The 17,237-nt window shown below is 40.4% G+C and carries 15 protein-coding genes; 11 read left to right on the top strand and 4 right to left on the bottom strand.

The features are described from left to right. Positions 1-46: 46 nt before the first annotated feature. Positions 47-1,504 (bottom strand): DUF4026 domain-containing protein, encoded by a 1,458-nt coding sequence (locus tag RB151_RS02345; protein ID WP_042848481.1) that lies wholly within the window; start codon positions 1,502-1,504, stop codon positions 47-49. A 256-nt stretch (positions 1,505-1,760) separates the two neighbouring features. On the opposite strand from RB151_RS02345, the gene RB151_RS02340 reads away from it, so the two are divergent. From RB151_RS02340 to RB151_RS02305, 8 genes are all read left to right on the top strand, one after another. Continuing rightward, positions 1,761-1,943: a hypothetical protein gene (locus RB151_RS02340; RefSeq protein ID WP_042848482.1), complete on the top strand. Its 183-nt coding sequence runs from the start codon at positions 1,761-1,763 to the stop codon at positions 1,941-1,943. Positions 1,944-2,178: 235 nt separating this feature from the next. Beyond that, positions 2,179-3,162 (top strand): hypothetical protein, encoded by a 984-nt coding sequence (locus RB151_RS02335; RefSeq protein WP_071547654.1) that lies wholly within the window; start codon positions 2,179-2,181, stop codon positions 3,160-3,162. After that, on the top strand, positions 3,162-4,307 hold the full coding sequence (locus RB151_RS02330) for a BamA/TamA family outer membrane protein (protein WP_042848485.1): 1,146 nt from the start codon (positions 3,162-3,164) through the stop codon (positions 4,305-4,307). Before RB151_RS02335 ends, RB151_RS02330 begins: the two co-directional genes overlap by 1 nt. Then, positions 4,307-5,452: a DUF4056 domain-containing protein gene (locus RB151_RS02325; protein ID WP_048608787.1), complete on the top strand. Its 1,146-nt coding sequence runs from the start codon at positions 4,307-4,309 to the stop codon at positions 5,450-5,452. Before RB151_RS02330 ends, RB151_RS02325 begins: the two co-directional genes overlap by 1 nt. Before the next feature lie 481 nt (positions 5,453-5,933). Then, positions 5,934-6,740: a protein bax gene (locus RB151_RS02320; RefSeq protein ID WP_042848487.1), complete on the top strand. Its 807-nt coding sequence runs from the start codon at positions 5,934-5,936 to the stop codon at positions 6,738-6,740. A gap of 229 nt (positions 6,741-6,969) precedes the next feature. Further along, entirely contained in the window at positions 6,970-8,388 is a 1,419-nt protein-coding gene (locus tag RB151_RS02315) for an MBOAT family O-acyltransferase (RefSeq protein WP_071547653.1), read from the top strand. Beyond that, positions 8,375-9,544, top strand: a complete 1,170-nt coding sequence (locus RB151_RS02310) for a GDSL-type esterase/lipase family protein (protein WP_071547652.1) — start codon at positions 8,375-8,377, stop codon at positions 9,542-9,544. The genes RB151_RS02315 and RB151_RS02310 overlap by 14 nt, the downstream gene beginning before the upstream one ends. Further along, positions 9,516-10,742 carry an SGNH/GDSL hydrolase family protein gene (locus RB151_RS02305; RefSeq protein WP_071547651.1) on the top strand — a complete coding sequence of 409 codons (1,227 nt, stop codon included), beginning with the start codon at positions 9,516-9,518 and terminating at the stop codon, positions 10,740-10,742. Before RB151_RS02310 ends, RB151_RS02305 begins: the two co-directional genes overlap by 29 nt. Positions 10,743-10,798: 56 nt before the next feature. On the opposite strand, the gene gntU is transcribed toward RB151_RS02305, so the two are convergent. The 3 genes from gntU to gntR form a co-directional block, all read right to left on the bottom strand. Then, positions 10,799-12,154: a gluconate transporter gene (gntU, locus tag RB151_RS02300; protein ID WP_042848492.1), complete on the bottom strand. Its 1,356-nt coding sequence runs from the start codon at positions 12,152-12,154 to the stop codon at positions 10,799-10,801. Continuing rightward, on the bottom strand, positions 12,151-12,693 hold the full coding sequence (gene gntK / locus RB151_RS02295) for a gluconokinase (RefSeq protein ID WP_042848493.1): 543 nt from the start codon (positions 12,691-12,693) through the stop codon (positions 12,151-12,153). Before gntK ends, gntU begins: the two co-directional genes overlap by 4 nt. Before the next feature lie 530 nt (positions 12,694-13,223). Then, positions 13,224-14,219, bottom strand: a complete 996-nt coding sequence (gene gntR / locus RB151_RS02290) for a gluconate operon transcriptional repressor GntR (protein ID WP_042848495.1) — start codon at positions 14,217-14,219, stop codon at positions 13,224-13,226. A gap of 199 nt (positions 14,220-14,418) precedes the next feature. On the opposite strand from gntR, the gene RB151_RS02285 reads away from it, so the two are divergent. Genes RB151_RS02285 through RB151_RS02275 form a run of 3 tightly spaced genes read left to right on the top strand, consistent with a single transcriptional unit; the run spans position 14,419 to position 17,233 of the window. Continuing rightward, positions 14,419-15,456 carry an ABC transporter substrate-binding protein gene (locus RB151_RS02285; protein WP_048608789.1) on the top strand — a complete coding sequence of 346 codons (1,038 nt, stop codon included), beginning with the start codon at positions 14,419-14,421 and terminating at the stop codon, positions 15,454-15,456. Next, entirely contained in the window at positions 15,453-16,469 is a 1,017-nt protein-coding gene (locus RB151_RS02280; RefSeq protein WP_071547650.1) for a FecCD family ABC transporter permease, read from the top strand. The genes RB151_RS02285 and RB151_RS02280 overlap by 4 nt, the downstream gene beginning before the upstream one ends. Continuing rightward, positions 16,466-17,233 (top strand): ABC transporter ATP-binding protein, encoded by a 768-nt coding sequence (locus RB151_RS02275; protein ID WP_048608794.1) that lies wholly within the window; start codon positions 16,466-16,468, stop codon positions 17,231-17,233. The genes RB151_RS02280 and RB151_RS02275 overlap by 4 nt, the downstream gene beginning before the upstream one ends. The last annotated feature ends 4 nt before the right edge of the window (positions 17,234-17,237 follow it).

Genomic DNA, 17,237 nt, shown 5'->3' with positions numbered 1-17,237 from the left:
ATATATAGGCAACAAGCTTCGCCCATGTGACTTGAAGTCTAACGAATTAGTGAACTTGCGCGCCACTCAGTAGCTTGTATATCGTATCCGGCGTGTAACTTCCATCTTGGAAATAAATTGTCCAATCCGTAATATCATCACGGGTTAATGGATAAGTTTCCCCTTCTTGCATATCTTTCACATAAAAAGGATGGTTAATTAATCGGCCTTCAAACTGGTCACCATTCCAAGAAATTGGCTCAAACCACATATGTTCGTGCCCATCATAATCCTCTTCCGCATCATGATAACCAATGCCACATTTCACTAAGAAACGCCATTCAGTATCAGCTTCATCATCGTTTTTGCCTAAAAACTTCGCAAAAAAACCTTTCTTTTGAGTGACAGGTTTTGGACCATAATTATCTAACATGTGGGTGAAATACTCCCAGCGCAGCTTCGCTTTACGGGACATATCCGCCGTTTCTTCGTCTGTGCGCATAAACATCATCGCATTTTGATCTTCAAACCCTTCAAAGAAACTCTCTAATACTGGGTTTTCTTGTGTAACACGGAACAACATGACTGACGGGTGCTGATGAGACTCATCCCTGTCGTGCCAATCCCCCATAAAACGCTCAGAAGTTGCATCACCAAACTCAAAATTCATTTCTTCTAATGGCTTTAAGTTATCAATAGGCGTTGATTTACCGACATGAAGCAACCCTTCCTCAAATGGCAATGCCACCAGGTATTCGTAACCTGATTGTGTTTGCCCAATAAAAATTGGCTCGTTAAAGACGATTTTACCGTGTGTAATACTGTTGTTCACAAAGCTCCAGAATAATTCTGGGATACCATAATAAGATGCGATTGGGTGTGGAATAATAATTTCAGCTTCAGACAACCCACAACGGGCTAAACCATGGGTATGGAACCAATACATGGTTGGTGCGCGCTCTTCTTCCGGTTTATTTTCATTATCTTCTTGGTCATAAATAGCGTGCACAACATATAAAGAATCAATGCTTGGCATTAAATCATCTATTAATTGAAAATTAAGCCACTCACGAGTAAACACTTTCCCTGCTGCCGAAATATCCAGCCCTAAGAGTAAATCAGGCACTAAGATTTGAATGATTTTCAGTTGTTGAAGGTAACTGACTAACGGCTGCTCTTTGAATAAACATTCCACAATCACCGCTTGAGGAGCCGAACTCGCCTCCGCGTATAATTCTGGACTAATAGGGTCTGTCGCAAAATATGGGTTGATCGTATATTCAGGGTCGCTATCTACCAATGAAATATAGAAACGCAATTCCTCTTCACCTTTTTTACAGCTAAAAAAGAAACCGTCTTCATCTGGAATATAGTCTACTTCTCCATCCGTAAAATAGGTTTGTTCTTCTAAACGCTGCTCAAGTAACGAAGATGTCAATTCAGAACCTGGAATAGCGACCATCATAGATGCTTCTTTTTCGCCTTCACCTGCTGCAGTATCAAGGTAATATTGTTTATTGTTCATTTTAAGGCCTATTAATAAGTGACTTTAGCGAGGATATCAGCTTATATTCATTAAGAATATTGTGAATATTCTTAACAAATTCAGATTGTGATTTGATCCTTTATATTGTAACTAAGTAAACCAATAATCATTATTCGATAATAATTTATTCTACTTTTCATACGCTATTGGCTGAGGCACAATGACCTCCTTTCTCTGACTTGCTTCGTATTGATGAGGCAAAAGAACTAATTTCTATCTATATAGGTGTGAGAATATGATTGACCTGACAGAAGCACAAAAAGAATACATTGACGAACTCGCAATGCAGCGTGTTTACAATATGAATAGCGACGAAGTATTCGTACATGCTTTAGAACAAAAAATCCATCAAATGGAAGATCACTTAAAAGCCTATTTTCATGAACGTGTTAAGTTTCACCAACAGAATAAAAAATAATCTTTTACGCTCTTCGTGCCGGTAACCTTTTGTCTATCGGCACCTATTTTTCGGTTTTGGAAAGCACAATCTTAAACAAACTATCAACCTACACTCATTTTACCCAAAGAGTTAATAAAAAAGCATTAAGCGCTATCCCTAAAAAAAGATTAATGATAAAATTCCGATTATCGCTGTAAGACGAATAATAATCTGCTTTTACACCCCCTTTACTTCCTAAAATTGAGCCAATGTTATGAAACGCATCCAATTCAGTCATGTGCTAATCCTTTCTTCTTTTTTATGTATTCCCGTAAGCTTTGCCGATAGCGACCGTCCATTATTTTCAGTATCAGTTAGTGAGTCAGGGGTGCCACAAAACAATAACGAAGGCGGTATTACTCGTTCTTCTGCTACAGAGTCACGAGTACTGCCGATTTGGGGTGATGAAGCACGTGCCCGCGGTTATGATTTGCCGGAGCCATTTGGTGCAAGCTATGGTTATATGAACCTACGTCAAGATATTATTGTTGATAAGATCGCATTTGAAAGCCCTCGCTTTCCTGATCTATCAAAAATTGTAGCTGTTGAAGCAGGTCATACTCGCGAAAAAAATGAATCTCACATGCTGAAATTAGATACTTGGGTATTTCCATTTATGAATATTTATGGTGTTTATGGAAAAACAAAAGGAAATTCAACAAGTAAATTAAAAGGGGTTTACCTTGGCGGGCAATTATTAGATGAATTAGTGGGATTACCTTTCGAGCTAGATTTTAAAGGCAAAACCTATGGTGGTGGGGTAACATTCGCTGGAGGTTATAACCAATTTTTTAGCACGTTAGATTTTAACTATACAAGAACAAGCCTTGATATACTAGACGGCGAAATCACAGCATTCGTAGTCACACCTAGAGTTGGTTATGAATTTATATTTGATCCAATGTTCGATGGACAAGGGAATACCAAAGTTCAAGTTTGGACTGGTGCGATGTACCAAGATATTACTCAACGTTTTAAAGGTGATGTTAGTAAACTTAATATGCCTCCTGAACTAGATGGTTTAATGGGGTTATTAAATGATCCCAATATGAAATTCGACGTCAAACAGCACCTTGCCCATAAATGGAATAATACTGTCGGTGCTCGAGTCGAGTTTACTCGTAACTTTAATGTTTTAACCGAGGTTGGATTTAATAATCGAAATAGCTTCTTTATTTCTGGAGAATTCCGTTTTTAATGTGGTATTCGGCTATTATCCAAAGGCTGGCATTGGTCAGCCTTTTTATTCTTTTCCCTGCTAAAGCAGATATTCTCCCCGACCGCCAACAAATTGATGGCTGGTTAAACAACCTCGGGGGGGAAAACAGCTTTGATGACAGCAAACCCATTGATTGGGGCGTTTTGCCGGGGCCTTTTTATACCCCTGAAATGGGGATAGGCATCGGTACTGCGCTGGTTGGTTTATACCGGATAGATAAAGAAGATAAACAAACGCAACCTTCTTCAATTGGGTTAAGTGGCTTCGCTTCATCTACAGGCGCATTTGGTTTGAATTTCACTAATTATAATTTTATTGATAACGACCAGTGGCGATTATTTATTTCGGGTACCATCAATAACATTCCTACTTATTATTGGGGAAAGGGCTATTCTGCAGGTAAAAACGACCATAATAAAGAAAAGTACCATTCCCAAGAATTCCAAATAACGCCAAGAGCATTGTATAAACTAACGGATGCCACTTATATTGGACTCGGTTGGAACTTTTCATCAATTAATGCCAGCGACCCAGATGATGGTGCAAAAAAGTACTTCGCTAATTCCGTCGGTGGGCGTTCTGTTATCAACTCAGGGGTCAGCGCCTATTATAGTTATGATACCCGCGATTTTTTGCCTAACGCATACCAAGGGCAAACCTTTGAAGTGACTTACACTTATTTTGCGCCAAATCTTGGTAGCGACACCCGTTTTCAAACCACGCAATTACAATACGCTTACTACCATCAGATTGCCGAAGATACCGTGGTTGCACTTGATAATTATGCGCGGTTTTCAACAGGTAATGTGCCATGGAATCAATTATCGTTATTAGGTAATGGTAATCGAATGCGAGGCTATTACGAAGGTCGCTATCGCGACAATAATATATTCACTAGCCAAATAGAAATTAGGCATAAGCTAGATTGGCGTCATGGTATTGTCGGTTGGTTAGGCACAGGGACGATGAGCGATACACCGTCCGAACTAGGTCAAAGCCACTGGCTCCCTACTGTTGGTGTCGGGTATCGCTTTGAATTTAAGCCAAGAATGAATGTACGTTTGGATTTCGGCATTGGCCGTAATAGCACTGGTGTCTATTTTCAGGTCGGGGAGGCGTTTTAATGTTTAAGTGGGTTCAAGCGTCTTGTTTAGCCTTGCTATTAACTGCATGCCAAAATCATAGCAAGCTTGAATTGCCCGCTATTTCCCCCGTATTAACTTCGCATACCTTTGAAGAAGCTACACAAGATTGGTCCGTTATTCCTTCATTAGTTCCTCCTCAAGGCTTACGTGCATGCTGTGCCTTCGGGTACAACCTCCAAGCACAATTATGGGGGCTCCCCGTTCCTTTTTATACTATCGATAATATTGTAGAAGCCGATAGCCTTGGTGAGCATCATTATAATGATAGCTTTTTAGGGGCAAGTGCAGCTTTAATGGGGCTTAGTAATGAAAAAATTGGCTTATTATATACAGATAAAGGTGGGTTTATTGATATCTCGCATGTCAGAGATACTGCAGATTATACTTTTTACTTATTCAGCCAAATTTATCCACGCCTTGGCCAAGAATGGACACTTTCACTAAGTGAAGAACTGGCCAGTAGACAAATTCATTTCAGCCCCTTTACGCCACCGCCATCTGCATACCAACGTTATACGCTCAGTGCCTATCTTGCGGCTAAACTTGCTTTCCAACTTGCCGTATGGCACGAAATTGCACAATGGTATGGTTATCAATCGGTTCCAGGCTTTTCAGAAGGGATCTCGGCTTTTTCCCCTGAAGATCTTTACTCTAATTTGCTCGGAGCACGCCTTGCAATGACCGTTATTTTGCAGGGTCGAGCGAACTCTTTGCCGGTTTTTTCTCAATCCATAGAAAATATCTTACCTTTAGCCCTGCACCAATTGGGCGCATCAAATAGAGCCGAAACAAGTAAAATGTTCGATAACATTGATGGCCTATGGTGGAATAGCTACCGGAGAGTACCTGAAAAATTCCTTGTATTAACAAGGGACTATAATACCAGCGATGACAGACTACCTTTAATACCGACTCAAATCATACCTCAGGGAGGGTTGCGATTAACGCTGCCAGATAACTACCTACAATACAATTTACCACTACTTGCTCAGTTACGTTTGCAACCCACTGAAAATATGAGACAACTTCCTGTACCAAACCATTATTGGACTGTTGCGGACTTCCCGGCCCTTGCAGAAGAAGCTAAACAACAAGATATACAGCAACAGATTTTACAACCCTAAATTTCCCCTAAAAATTGCTCACTTAAACGAAATTATCACGGTCAAGGTGACGAGTAAAAATGAAGCTTAACTCGCTTTTTTTACCTTTCATACCGCCTATTTGTATTTCACTTTTGTTCCCTCTTTTATCGTTAGGAAAAAGAGGCCTTTCCCATTTTGATTATAAAATAAGCGACCAGGTGGCTATTTATTGAGCAAAATAGCCTTATAATAACTAAGTGAACTGTATGATAAATAATCGAATTTAACTTAAGTGCAGCCATTCAAAGTAAAAACAAGTAAGACATTTTAATATATAACCATAAAAACTAGATGTAAAAATATTATTTTTACATCAAAATCAATACAGTTAAAAATAAACAAAAAAACCCACAACCCAATACAGAAGTTTATCTAATATTAGCCGGATAAAAGTAGCTCGTAAAAATTTAATCTGCTAATATTCGCTCGAATTTTGTTCAGAGATACTTAGGAGAAGCAAATGCCCTCTCGAACGATGAGGACAAACGCCGTCTTCGCTTTCTTATTTTTACTTTTATTTTCGAGCCTCAGTATGGGCTCCACCAGTACCAGCACAATGCTCAATAAAGAGTACTCTAATAAAACTGTGCAAAATGTAAGTCAGGCCAAAACATCACTCCCTGATTTACGTAAATACCCTTCTGGTACACCACGAAAGAAAGCATTTTTGAAAACGGTTGTCCCTGTTATTGAAAAAGTTAATAAGCAGATTATGGAAGAGCGCAATTGGTTATTATCCGTTCGCGCAAATAAAAAATGGAGCGCTCAAGAACTGCGCCGTCTTAGCCAAATCTGTGATAGCTATGGTATGAAATGTAGCAACCCAAAACGCATCAATTGGGATAAGCTATTAAGTCGCGTAGATATCATGCCAACGCATTTAGTGGCCACACAAGCAGCAACAGAATCAGGTTGGGGTACATCACAACTTGCATTACAGAACGGTAACTTATTTGGTATGCGCTGCGGAAGTGGGTGCCGAACTAACAAAGGTAAAGTTAAAGGCTATTCAGCATACTCTTCAGTTGAAGATACCGTGACAGCGTATATGAAGAATATGAATACCCATAATGCTTATGAATCACTACGTAGTTCACGAGCAAAACAACGCCTATCAAAAGATGAGTTAGATACCACAAAACTTATCAATGATATGAAAGGGTACTCCGAGTTAGGTTCATCCTATAACCGTTATTTACAAGAAATGTACGCGAGTAATGAAGAACTGATTACACAAGCTCAAAAAAGAGCTGCCACTCGCATCTAATTATTGTATCACCAGGTACAAGATATAAAAAATCCACTTAACAAAGTGGATTTTTTTATCGCTATAAATTGCTCATGTTATAGCAGGCAGATACCCTGCGGGGGAATTGAATGCCGCCAACAAAATCATTACTCAAAATATGACGAGCAATATTCTGATTGCATAGAAGAAGAGATCAAATATCATATGCTCATCTTCTACCAAAATAATTAACATCTTTGAGTCTAATATGAATTTCTTCTCTTTTGAGTTTCTTGGCTCTTTCTTGATATTTTTTCTTATTTATTGGGCTTGTCAGCCCAGTGCAAAACTACAAAATGGTCTACTAATTACCGCAAGCTATTTTTTTGTTTATTCGTTTAACCCTGATTTTGCCTATATTTTATTTGGTTATACCCTATTCATTTATTTTCTCACAAACTGGGTGACAAATTGGCTATCAAATCGATGGGTCTATCTCATCCTAGCCACAGTTATTATCGGTTACTTCACCTACTTTAAATATTATTCTTTCTTTCAAGAAAGTATTCAGCAAACTTTAGATAAATTTGGTTTTAGTGTTGGGCTCCCTATTCTTGAAATACTGGCTCCACTCGGTCTTTCTTTTTATGCATTCCACTCTGTTAGTTATACAGTTTCAGTATGCCGTAAAGAAATTCCTAAAGCTGATTTTTTCGATGTCGCTTTATACCTTGCATTTTTTCCAAGTATTGTGGCGGGGCCGATTAACCGCGCAAAAAATTTCATGCCTCAAATCCAAGCAGAAAGCCGAACCATTCTCAATAGTCGCAAGGCAATCCTGTTGATTTCACTGGCGCTAATTAAGCTCTTTTTATTTAGTTCTTACTTATCCGAAAATTTTGTTAACCCTGTTTTTGATGCCCCTATCGGATATAGCGCAGGAGAGATCTTAGTAGCCACTTATGCCTATGCATGGAATATCTACTTTAACTTTTCCGGTTACACCAACCTTGTTACGGGCATCGCCTTATTATTAGGTTTCAGAGTACCCGTTAACTTTAATGCCCCTTATTTAGCCGCAAACCTAAAAGAATTTTGGGCACGTTGGCATATTAGCCTATCGACTTTTATTCGTGATTATATTTATATCCCACTAGGAGGTAACCGCAAAGGCTTTAGCCGTATGAATGCTAATGTATTCCTTGCTATGGTGATCTCCGGACTCTGGCATGGTGCCGCAATGACGTTCGTGGTGTGGGGAGCAATACATGGCTTAGGGATTGTTTTACTCAATTTAAAGAGTTTGTGTATGGAAAAATTGGGTCGGACAAAGGCACTCCCTAATAAAACATTATCAATTTGGGTCTCACGAATTATCACTTTCCATTTTGTCTGTTTTGCTTGGATCTTTTTCCGTAGTGCTTCTTTTGATGATGCGATATTAATGGTTAATCAAATTATTGCCCCAGGCTTTATTGCATCAATTAATGCAAGCCTAGGTCTGCTTATTGCATTTTGGGTCTTACTCATTACCTATCCTTACTTTGTACAAGGTTACCATTATGTGGCGAAAAAATACCAAGGTATCCCTTGGTATTACTACCCTATTCCACTTGCTCTTGTTTTAACAATTATGTTTATGCTTTCACCTTCAGGTATGCCGGGGTTTATTTATGCTAACTTCTGAGTTTAAAAAAAACCTAATTAAAACCGGCCAAGTTTTAGTTATTGTGTTACTAGCAGGACTGTTGTTGATTTGGTTAAACCAAGGTTCTTTGGAGCGATTCTGGCAACAAAAATATCATCAAGATACACCATGGGCGAAAATGGCAGGAAACCCTATTTGGGATTACGGTGCTTATTTACATGACGGTGCTCTCGAGGCGGGAAGTGTATTTACTTATCATGCTTCAGGGCAAAAAGCACAAGACGACCAGCAAGCCGCTGAATTAGCATTAGCAAATAAAAACAAGAAGCTGAGTTTCCCAGACGGTTTTCAAGTGGGCCTGCATTTTATGAATGGTTATATCTACCCAGCAGACAGCTTATCAATAACTTTCCCTGAGTTGCTTAAGCGCCCACAAGCGAGAGCAAAAAGCCTCAAGGGCAATTTAAGTCACTTAGCTATCAAGCAAAACCAACCTATTGTAGAGAAGCATATAGCCAACATTGAAAAAGGCCAGCAAGTTCTATTTGCAGGAGACTCAATGATGCAAGGCATTGCTCCACATGTTAAGAACAAGCTATTGAAAAAATATAATATCGATAGCATTAATTTAAGCAAACAAAGCACTGGCCTTGCCTATCCACGCTTTTTCAACTGGCCCCAAACTATCGCTAAGGCATTGAATGATAACCCTAATATTAAAGTTCTTGTTGTTTTCTTAGGGCCTAATGACCCTTGGGATATGCCACCAAAAACAGGTTATAAATACGTCAAATTTAAAAGTGAAGACTGGGAAAAAGTTTACCGAGAGCGTATTAATGATATAATATCGACCGCACGCCAGCACAATGTAGATGTTATTTGGGTTGGTCCTCCTAATATGCGTAAAAATACGCTATCCGATGGTATGAAATTCTTAAGAAGCCTCTACCAGTCTGAAGTTGAAAGTAACGGCGAAATTTATTTTTCTGTCAATGATGTCTTTAAATATAAAGGCGATAACTACTCTGACTATATCGGCGATGAAAGCAGTACAATTAAATTGAGAAGTGGCGATGGGATTCATTTCAGCAGTAAAGGGCAACAACTTATTGCAGAAAAAGTTTTCTCATTGATCCATTTCGAAGCAGAGGAAGAAAAGGAACCTCATGAAACTGAACAATCTGCGTCAAGCTAAGCTCAAAATTTTAGCGGGTAGCATCATTGCACTGCTATCGTTGGGCTTATTGTCTTGTCAAAATACATCAGACAAAACGCGCATACCAAGTTCGAAACAAGGACAAACTGTTATATCTCAAGGGCAATTAATCAACAATGCTGAGCCTAATTTAACGCAATTAGCAAATAAATTACGTCAAGGTAACCAGCAAGTTCATATTATTCAAATTGGTGATTCCCACACTGCGGCTGATTTTTTCAGCGGCAATTTAAGGAGTTTATTTCAGCAACGTTATGGTGATGCAGGTCCTGGCTTTATTCCTCCTATTTCTATTCCGGGGCAACGTACTGCAACCATTAACCGCATGAGCGAGAAAAAAGAATGGTCACTTTCTTCTAGCCGTAAAGATGAGCGTTTTGATTACCCCTTAGGGGGAATGATTGCTGAACCACAAGCCGCAAAGAGTAAAGTGCTACTCAAGCCGTTACAACCGGCTCTAGGGGCCTATCAGCTTCAAACGCTATACCAGAGCGCGAATGACTCTCAAATGAGTGTGGCTCCAGCTGTTTCACCTAATGTTGCACTCCCAGCAACAGGCTATCAGTGGTATTTTTCAACCCCGGTTAACACCCAGTTACCCGCAGAGGTTACGGTCAATAAAAGTGCTGGGTTAAAGATTGGTGGCTGGCTCGTACGTTCACAAAAGCCAGGGGTTATGCTTTCCGCGCTAGGGATCAATGGTGCAACACTTAGTATGGTAGATAAATGGCAACCACAATGGAGTGAGACTTTAGCTCAGCTGTCACCTGATATGGTGATTTTAGCTTATGGTACTAATGAAGCCTTTAATGATACGTTAGACCTTGCCGCTTATGAGCAAAATTTACGCGCTAAAATCCGCTTAATCCGCCAGCAAATGCCAAATAGCGTTATTTTATTAGTCGGGCCGAATGATTCGATTAAATTTAATGATGCCATGAATTGCCAAGCTCAAATGCCTGTAAACTTAATGAATGTTATTCAAATTCAGAAATCTGTTTCAGCTCAGGAACATACGCTGTTTTGGGACTGGCAAGCCTTTATGGGTGGCCCTTGTTCAATCCGTACATGGGCAGCACAAGACTTAGCACGACCAGACAATGTACACTTGTCTGTTGAGGGTTACAAAAAGAGTGCTCAAGGTTTATATAGCCAGTTGAGCCAGCTTTTACAGTAACGAAAAGCAAAAAGGTCAGCCGATTAAAGCTGACCTTTGTTTTTATACCTAAAAAATTACAAGAAAACGAAGAAAATCATACCGACAATGGCGCCCGTCGTCCCTAAGATAGTTTCCATTACCGTCCACGTTTTTAGAGTCTGCGCTTCAGTTGCACCAGTAAATTTACCAAACAACCAGAAACCTGAGTCATTAACATGACTTAAAATCAATGAACCACCGGAAATACAGATTGATAAAGCAGCAAGCTGCGCACCTGAATACCCTAATTCACTGATAACGGGTAAAACTAAACCTACCGCTGTTAAGCACGCAACCGTTGCAGAACCTTGGATAACACGTACAGCACCCGCTAAAACAAAACAGGCTACCGCAATAGGTAAACCCGCGCCGATTAGCGAATCCCCTAGCGCTGGACCAACACCTGAATCCACAAGAATTTGTTTGAAAACACCACCAGCCCCAGTCACCAACAGGATAATCCCCGCAGGCTGGATCGCCGCAGAACAAACTTCCATCAATTTTTCTTTATTCATACCATAACGGAAACCTAAACCATATATGGCAAGCAAGCATGCAAGTAATAAAGCAGTGAAAGGATGACCAATAAATTCGAGCCAATGTTCCAGAGTTGAGCCTTTCTCAACAAAATGAGTCCCAATTGTTTTTAAACCCACCAAAACTAATGGAAATAACACTAAACATAAGCTGAACCCAAAACTTGGCATTTTGCCATGTTCTGTATTTGGTGCTTTATAATCCGCAGGAATATCAATGTGTACAAACTGGCTAATAAATCGCCCATATAGAGGACCCGCTAGGATCATACTAGGAATTGCAGCACATAGACCAATGAGAATCATCCAGCCATAATCTGCGCCCATTTGTGAAGCAACCAGCATCGGTGTCGGCCCAGGCAACAAGAATGCCGCAGCGGCAGCAACCCCAGCAAATAATGGGATAGCTAAACGGACAACGTTATGCCCAGTTCGATTTGCCACTGCAAATACCACACCGATTAACAGCACTATGGCGACATCAAAAAATAATGGCAGTGCACAAATTAACCCTGCGATACCTACCGCATAGTGCGCATGTTTCTCACCGAAAAGGTTAAGTAACTTATTCGCAACCTGATCTAATGCCCCTGTTTCATGCAGGATTTTGCCAAACATTGCCCCTAATGCCACAACAATAGCAAGGAAACCTAGAGTCCCAGCCATTCCTTTTTGCATCGTCTCGGTTATTTGTTGAACTGGCATTCCTGAAAACAACCCTGCACCAATTGACACTATCATCAGTGCAACAAAAGCATGTAGGCGTGCATACATGACTAAAAACAGTAATAAAACTACCGAGCCAACCGCTGTGAGTACCAATGTTAATGTGCTAAGCGTCTCAACCGTGCTCATGATTTTTCTCCCGCGACAATTTGTTTAATCGTTAAGCAGGTATTACCGATGACATCTTCAAGAGTTTGGCGAATATCAACTATATGAACATCAGTTTCCGCTGCATTGGGTTCTTCTAAGGCTGCAAATTGTGTTTTTAACATTTCAGGTTTGAAGAAATGCCCTTTACGGGCTTTTAATCTTTCTTCAATAACCTCTGAATCCCCTTTTAAGTAGATAAAAAATAAATTTTTATTGTCTTCTCTTAATATATCTCGATATTTTTTCTTTAATGCTGAACATACAACTAAAGAAATAGAATTTGTTCTCTGCATAGCAAAAATTGCCTGGTTTAATGCGACTAACCAAGGTTGGCGGTCATCATCATTTAGCGCATGACCCGATGCCATTTTTAAAATATTTGCTTTAGGGTGCAGAAAGTCGCCATCAAGAAAGGCGGCATGTAATTCCTGAGCAACGCCATTTGCTACTGCAGATTTACCGCTACCCGATACCCCCATTAGTACAAATGCATAGTTTTGTTGTTGGGTATCACTCATAGGAAACTCCTCAGGCATTCAAAATTATTCTGGCTTTTAATTAATACCGTTATGTTACCGGTAACAAGTTACGGGTAACATTATCAGCAGTGAGGATTTATTTAGCAATCAAATTGGCGAAGAAGAGAACAGATCTGTGATGATTATCTCAATCTGAGTTTAGTGAAGATAGGCAAAGAAAAAAGAGGCACTAACAATATAGAAATTTAAAAGTATGTTTTATTTTAAATTTCAATTAACCCATCTTTAATATTCATCTAAATAATTCGTGGTGTCGCTAGGCGGCAAACGAGCCAAGCCCTAGGAGCATACTCCGGTATGTGACTAGGGTTGGTGAGTGCAGCCAATACTTTTAGTGCATACGCCGAAATTTAGCTTTAAGGCTATATTAAACCACACTATTTCCCTAAATAATTCGAATTAGAGGTAGGCGGCAAATTGAGGATATCTCAGGGAGCATACATAAGTATGTGACCTGAGTAGCCGAAAGCAGCCAACACCCCTATAATTTGAAGTATGACAGGAAATAATTAGATGCTCTCGCCCGTGAGTAGAGAAAACCCCACATCAAAATGTGTCTCCGTCAGCTTATTCCCTGACATTCTCGCCAGCAACACTTCTGCGGCTTTTCGCCCCATAAGGTCCCTTGGCGTCAAAATACTGGCTAATTTCGGTGTCATGACTTGCCCCACATCGTGACCATGGAACCCCGAGATGGCAAGGTCTTCCGGAATTTGAATACCTAAGCGCTGGCATTCAAAAATAGCGCCTATAGCCAAGTCATCATTAGTACAAAATAAGCCATCGGTATCAGGGTACTTAGCGCGACACTCATGCAATAATTGAGCACCTAGTGAATATGATGAACTGGCTTCTGTCATCAGATTACGCGGCTCAAGGTTGGCATCCAACATTGCTTGCTCATAGCCTTTTAAACGAATAAACGTACGCTCATCGTGCCTTGCCCCCAAATACACAACATGACGACAACCGCGTTCGAGCATCGCTTGAGTCATTTGGCGGGAAGCTTCAAAGTTATCAATCCCCACGGCAGTATCTAAACAAGGGGAAACGCTATCCATAATTTCAACCACAGGGATCCCTGAAGTTTTCAGCATGCGAAGCGTCCGTTCCGTATGGGTACGCTCAGCTAAAATCACCCCATCGATATTATAAGAAAGTAACGACATCAGCCGCTCCTCTTCTTTTTCGGGCAAATAGCCATAGTGTGCCAGCATCGTTTGATAACCATGACAGTCAGTGACTGCCTCGATACCTCGGATCACCTCAGCAAAAACTTGGTTGGTCAATGAAGGTAATAGCACCCCAATTGCATGGCTTGTTGCATTTGACAATATATCAGGAGCTTTATTAGGTATATACCCTGATATTTCAACAGCTTGAGCAATTTTTTCACGCAGAGATTCCGAAACTTGCTCTGGGTTTCGTAAAAAACGGCTCACCGTCATTTTTGTCACGCCAACTTGGTCGGCAACATCCTGCAAAGAAGGTCTTTTTTTCTTCATAATTCCAAAGTGATATCCCATTCGTTAACGGTGCTATGTTCTGCGATCTTTTGCTGGATAGCAATCTTTGTTGCTGATTCACATCACATAAACGTCGATTTTTCCTAAGAACGCCATTTTTGTGGTTGACTCTCTATCATGACTCCGTTAATTTCCGCGTTATATAATTATTATCATAACGAATAGATTAAATTTAAATATGGCCATAAATCGTAGGCATTTTATTAAATTGAGTGCCGTTCTCGCTACTTTTTACAGCTTACCGAGTTTTGCACAAACTCGTTATAAAGTTGAACAAGCCCTATTTGGTAAACTCCCCGCGCCAAATAATATTCAACGGGTAATAAGTTCAGGCCCACCTTCAGACTTATTACTGTTTGCACTTGCCCCTGAAAAAATGGTCGGGTTCGCTTCTATCTCCCTAAAAAAAGGGCAAACTGGCCTTTTCGCTCCACAGTGGCTTGAATTACCTGTTTATGGCCGTTTAGCGGGTCGTGGTAGCACATTATCCCTTGAACAACTGTTGTCCTATAACCCAGACCTAATTATTGACACTGGAAATATAGACGAAACTTATCGCTCACAAGGAGAGAAAGTCGCCAAACAAACAAATATTCCTTATTTATTAATCTCTGGGGGGCTACAAAACTCACCGCAACAACTCACTCAGCTAGGTGAAATCCTTGGTGCCATTCCACAAGCCCAAAAGCTCAGCCACCTTGCTCAGCGATACCTAGATGATGCGATTTCATTTGCGAGTAAAAACCGACAAAAACCACTGAGTTTTTACCTTGCACGCGGAGCAAAAGGTTTAGAAACCGGTGCTAAAGGCTCAATTCATACTGAAGCCATTGAAATGCTTGGGTTACATAATGTTGTAGATATTCCTAACTTCCATGGTCTTACCACAGTTTCGATGGAACAACTATATCAATGGAACCCAGATATCATTATAACGCAATATGAAGAAGCCATTGGGTTTATGACAACCTCCCCGTTGTGGAAAGGCTTAAATGCGATTAAAAACAATAAATTACTTATATTCAGTGGAATGCCATTCGGCTGGCTAGATGGGCCTCCAGGCATTAACCGCCTACTCGGCATGAGGCGATTACAAAGTCATTTTGATAAAAATATCGCAATACACATTAAATCCGATATTACCGAATATTTTGAGCTTTTTTATCATTCATCTTTAACGCCGGAGCAAGTTGACTTGCTGATAGAAAAATCATGAATGAACGACTTAATAAAGGCGCAAAACCCTTCATATTAGTTATTATTTTACTTATCAGCTTGGTTATTGCCCTTACAAGTGGTAAGTACTCACTTACTTTTAGTGAGCTTTATCACCTGCTTGTGAACCCACTTTCATCACAAACAACATTGAACGACCTTCGTCATGAAACAGTTTTTTGGCAAATACGCTTCCCTCGTACATTGGCCGCGATTTTAATTGGTGGTGGGCTTTCTATTGCAGGAGCTGCATACCAAGGAATGTTTCGTAACCCCTTAGTTTCCCCTGATATTTTAGGTGTTTCCGCAGGGGCTGGTGTCGGGGCGGTTATCGGGATATTCTTCGGTCAATCACTATTTTATATCCAGCTGTTTGCGTTTATTGGTGGCCTAATTACCGTTGCCTTAGTTTGCTTTATTGCTCACTTAGCAAGGCAACATGACCCAATCCTCTCGCTAGTTCTCGTCGGAGTTGCGGTCAGTGCTATTTGTGGCTCCGCTATCTCTTTAATGAAAATCCTTGCAGACCCCTATACACAACTACCTTCTATCACATTTTGGCTACTTGGCGGCCTATCTTCCATTACGCAAGAAGACTTAATATCCGTCTTGCCACTCATGGTCATTGCTATCATCCCACTATTGCTATTGCGTTGGCGTATGAATTTACTCAGCTTATCGGATGAAGAAGCCAAAAGTCTCGGGGTCAATGTCAGTTTGACACGCGCCATTTTCATTATTTGTGCCACGTTACTCACTGCGAGTGCTGTTTCTATCGCAGGAATTATTGGCTGGATTGGCTTAATTGTTCCGCATATCACCCGAATGATAGTGGGTGCTAACTTTCGTTATCAGCTTCCTGCCTCAATGGCGATTGGGGCAATCTTACTGCTTATTACTGATACACTAGCTCGGACTATTGCAGCAATCGAACTCCCATTAGGGATCTTAACTTCTGCCGTCGGCGCTCCCTTCTTTTTGGCTATATTATTACAAACTAGGCGGGTTAAATGAGTATTATGACCCTAAAAAATGTCGCTATTGGTTATCATCACACTGCAATAATTGATGACATCAATCTTTCTTTGCCTGAAAAAGAAATTACCTGCCTACTAGGAGCCAATGGGTGTGGCAAAACAACGCTAATGAAAACCATCTTAGGTTTGCTGCCCGCGATCAGTGGTGATATTTCACTGAATAACCGCTCTCTAAATTCACTATCACAGCGTGATATCGCGAAAGTAATTGCTTACGTACCTCAAGCACACGATACCCCTTTCACCTTCAACGTATTAGATATGGTAATGATGGGGCTCACCCCGCATATTTCATTATTTTCTGTACCCAGTAATGCCGAAAAAAACTTAGCACTTCAACAATTAGAGCGGCTCAGCATTCCACACCTTGCAACTCGACTGTACAGCACATTGAGCGGGGGGGAAAAACAGTTAGTATTGATAGCAAGAGCCTTGATACAAAGGCCATTACTCTTAATTATGGATGAACCTGCAGCTAGCCTTGATTTTGGTAACCAAATACGCCTACTTGAACAAATTGAAAAGCTTAAATCCCATGGTATGACGATATTGATGTCAACTCACCACCCACAACATGCTGCGGCGGTCGCTGACCATGTTATCTTGCTTGATAAGCAACACAGAGCAAGGCAAGGGATATCAAAAAGTATGTTAACACTTACTAACTTGGCAGCACTTTATAATGTGGATGAGCAAAGTATTGAAGCTCACTTCCAATTTCCATCATCATTTTCTTGTTAAGGTC

It is taken from the genome of Providencia rettgeri, assembly GCF_001874625.1.
GTDB classification, from domain to species: Bacteria; Pseudomonadota; Gammaproteobacteria; order Enterobacterales; family Enterobacteriaceae; genus Providencia; species Providencia huashanensis.
Note: the sequence above shows the minus strand (reverse complement) of the source record. Positions and strands in the feature narration are given on the sequence as shown.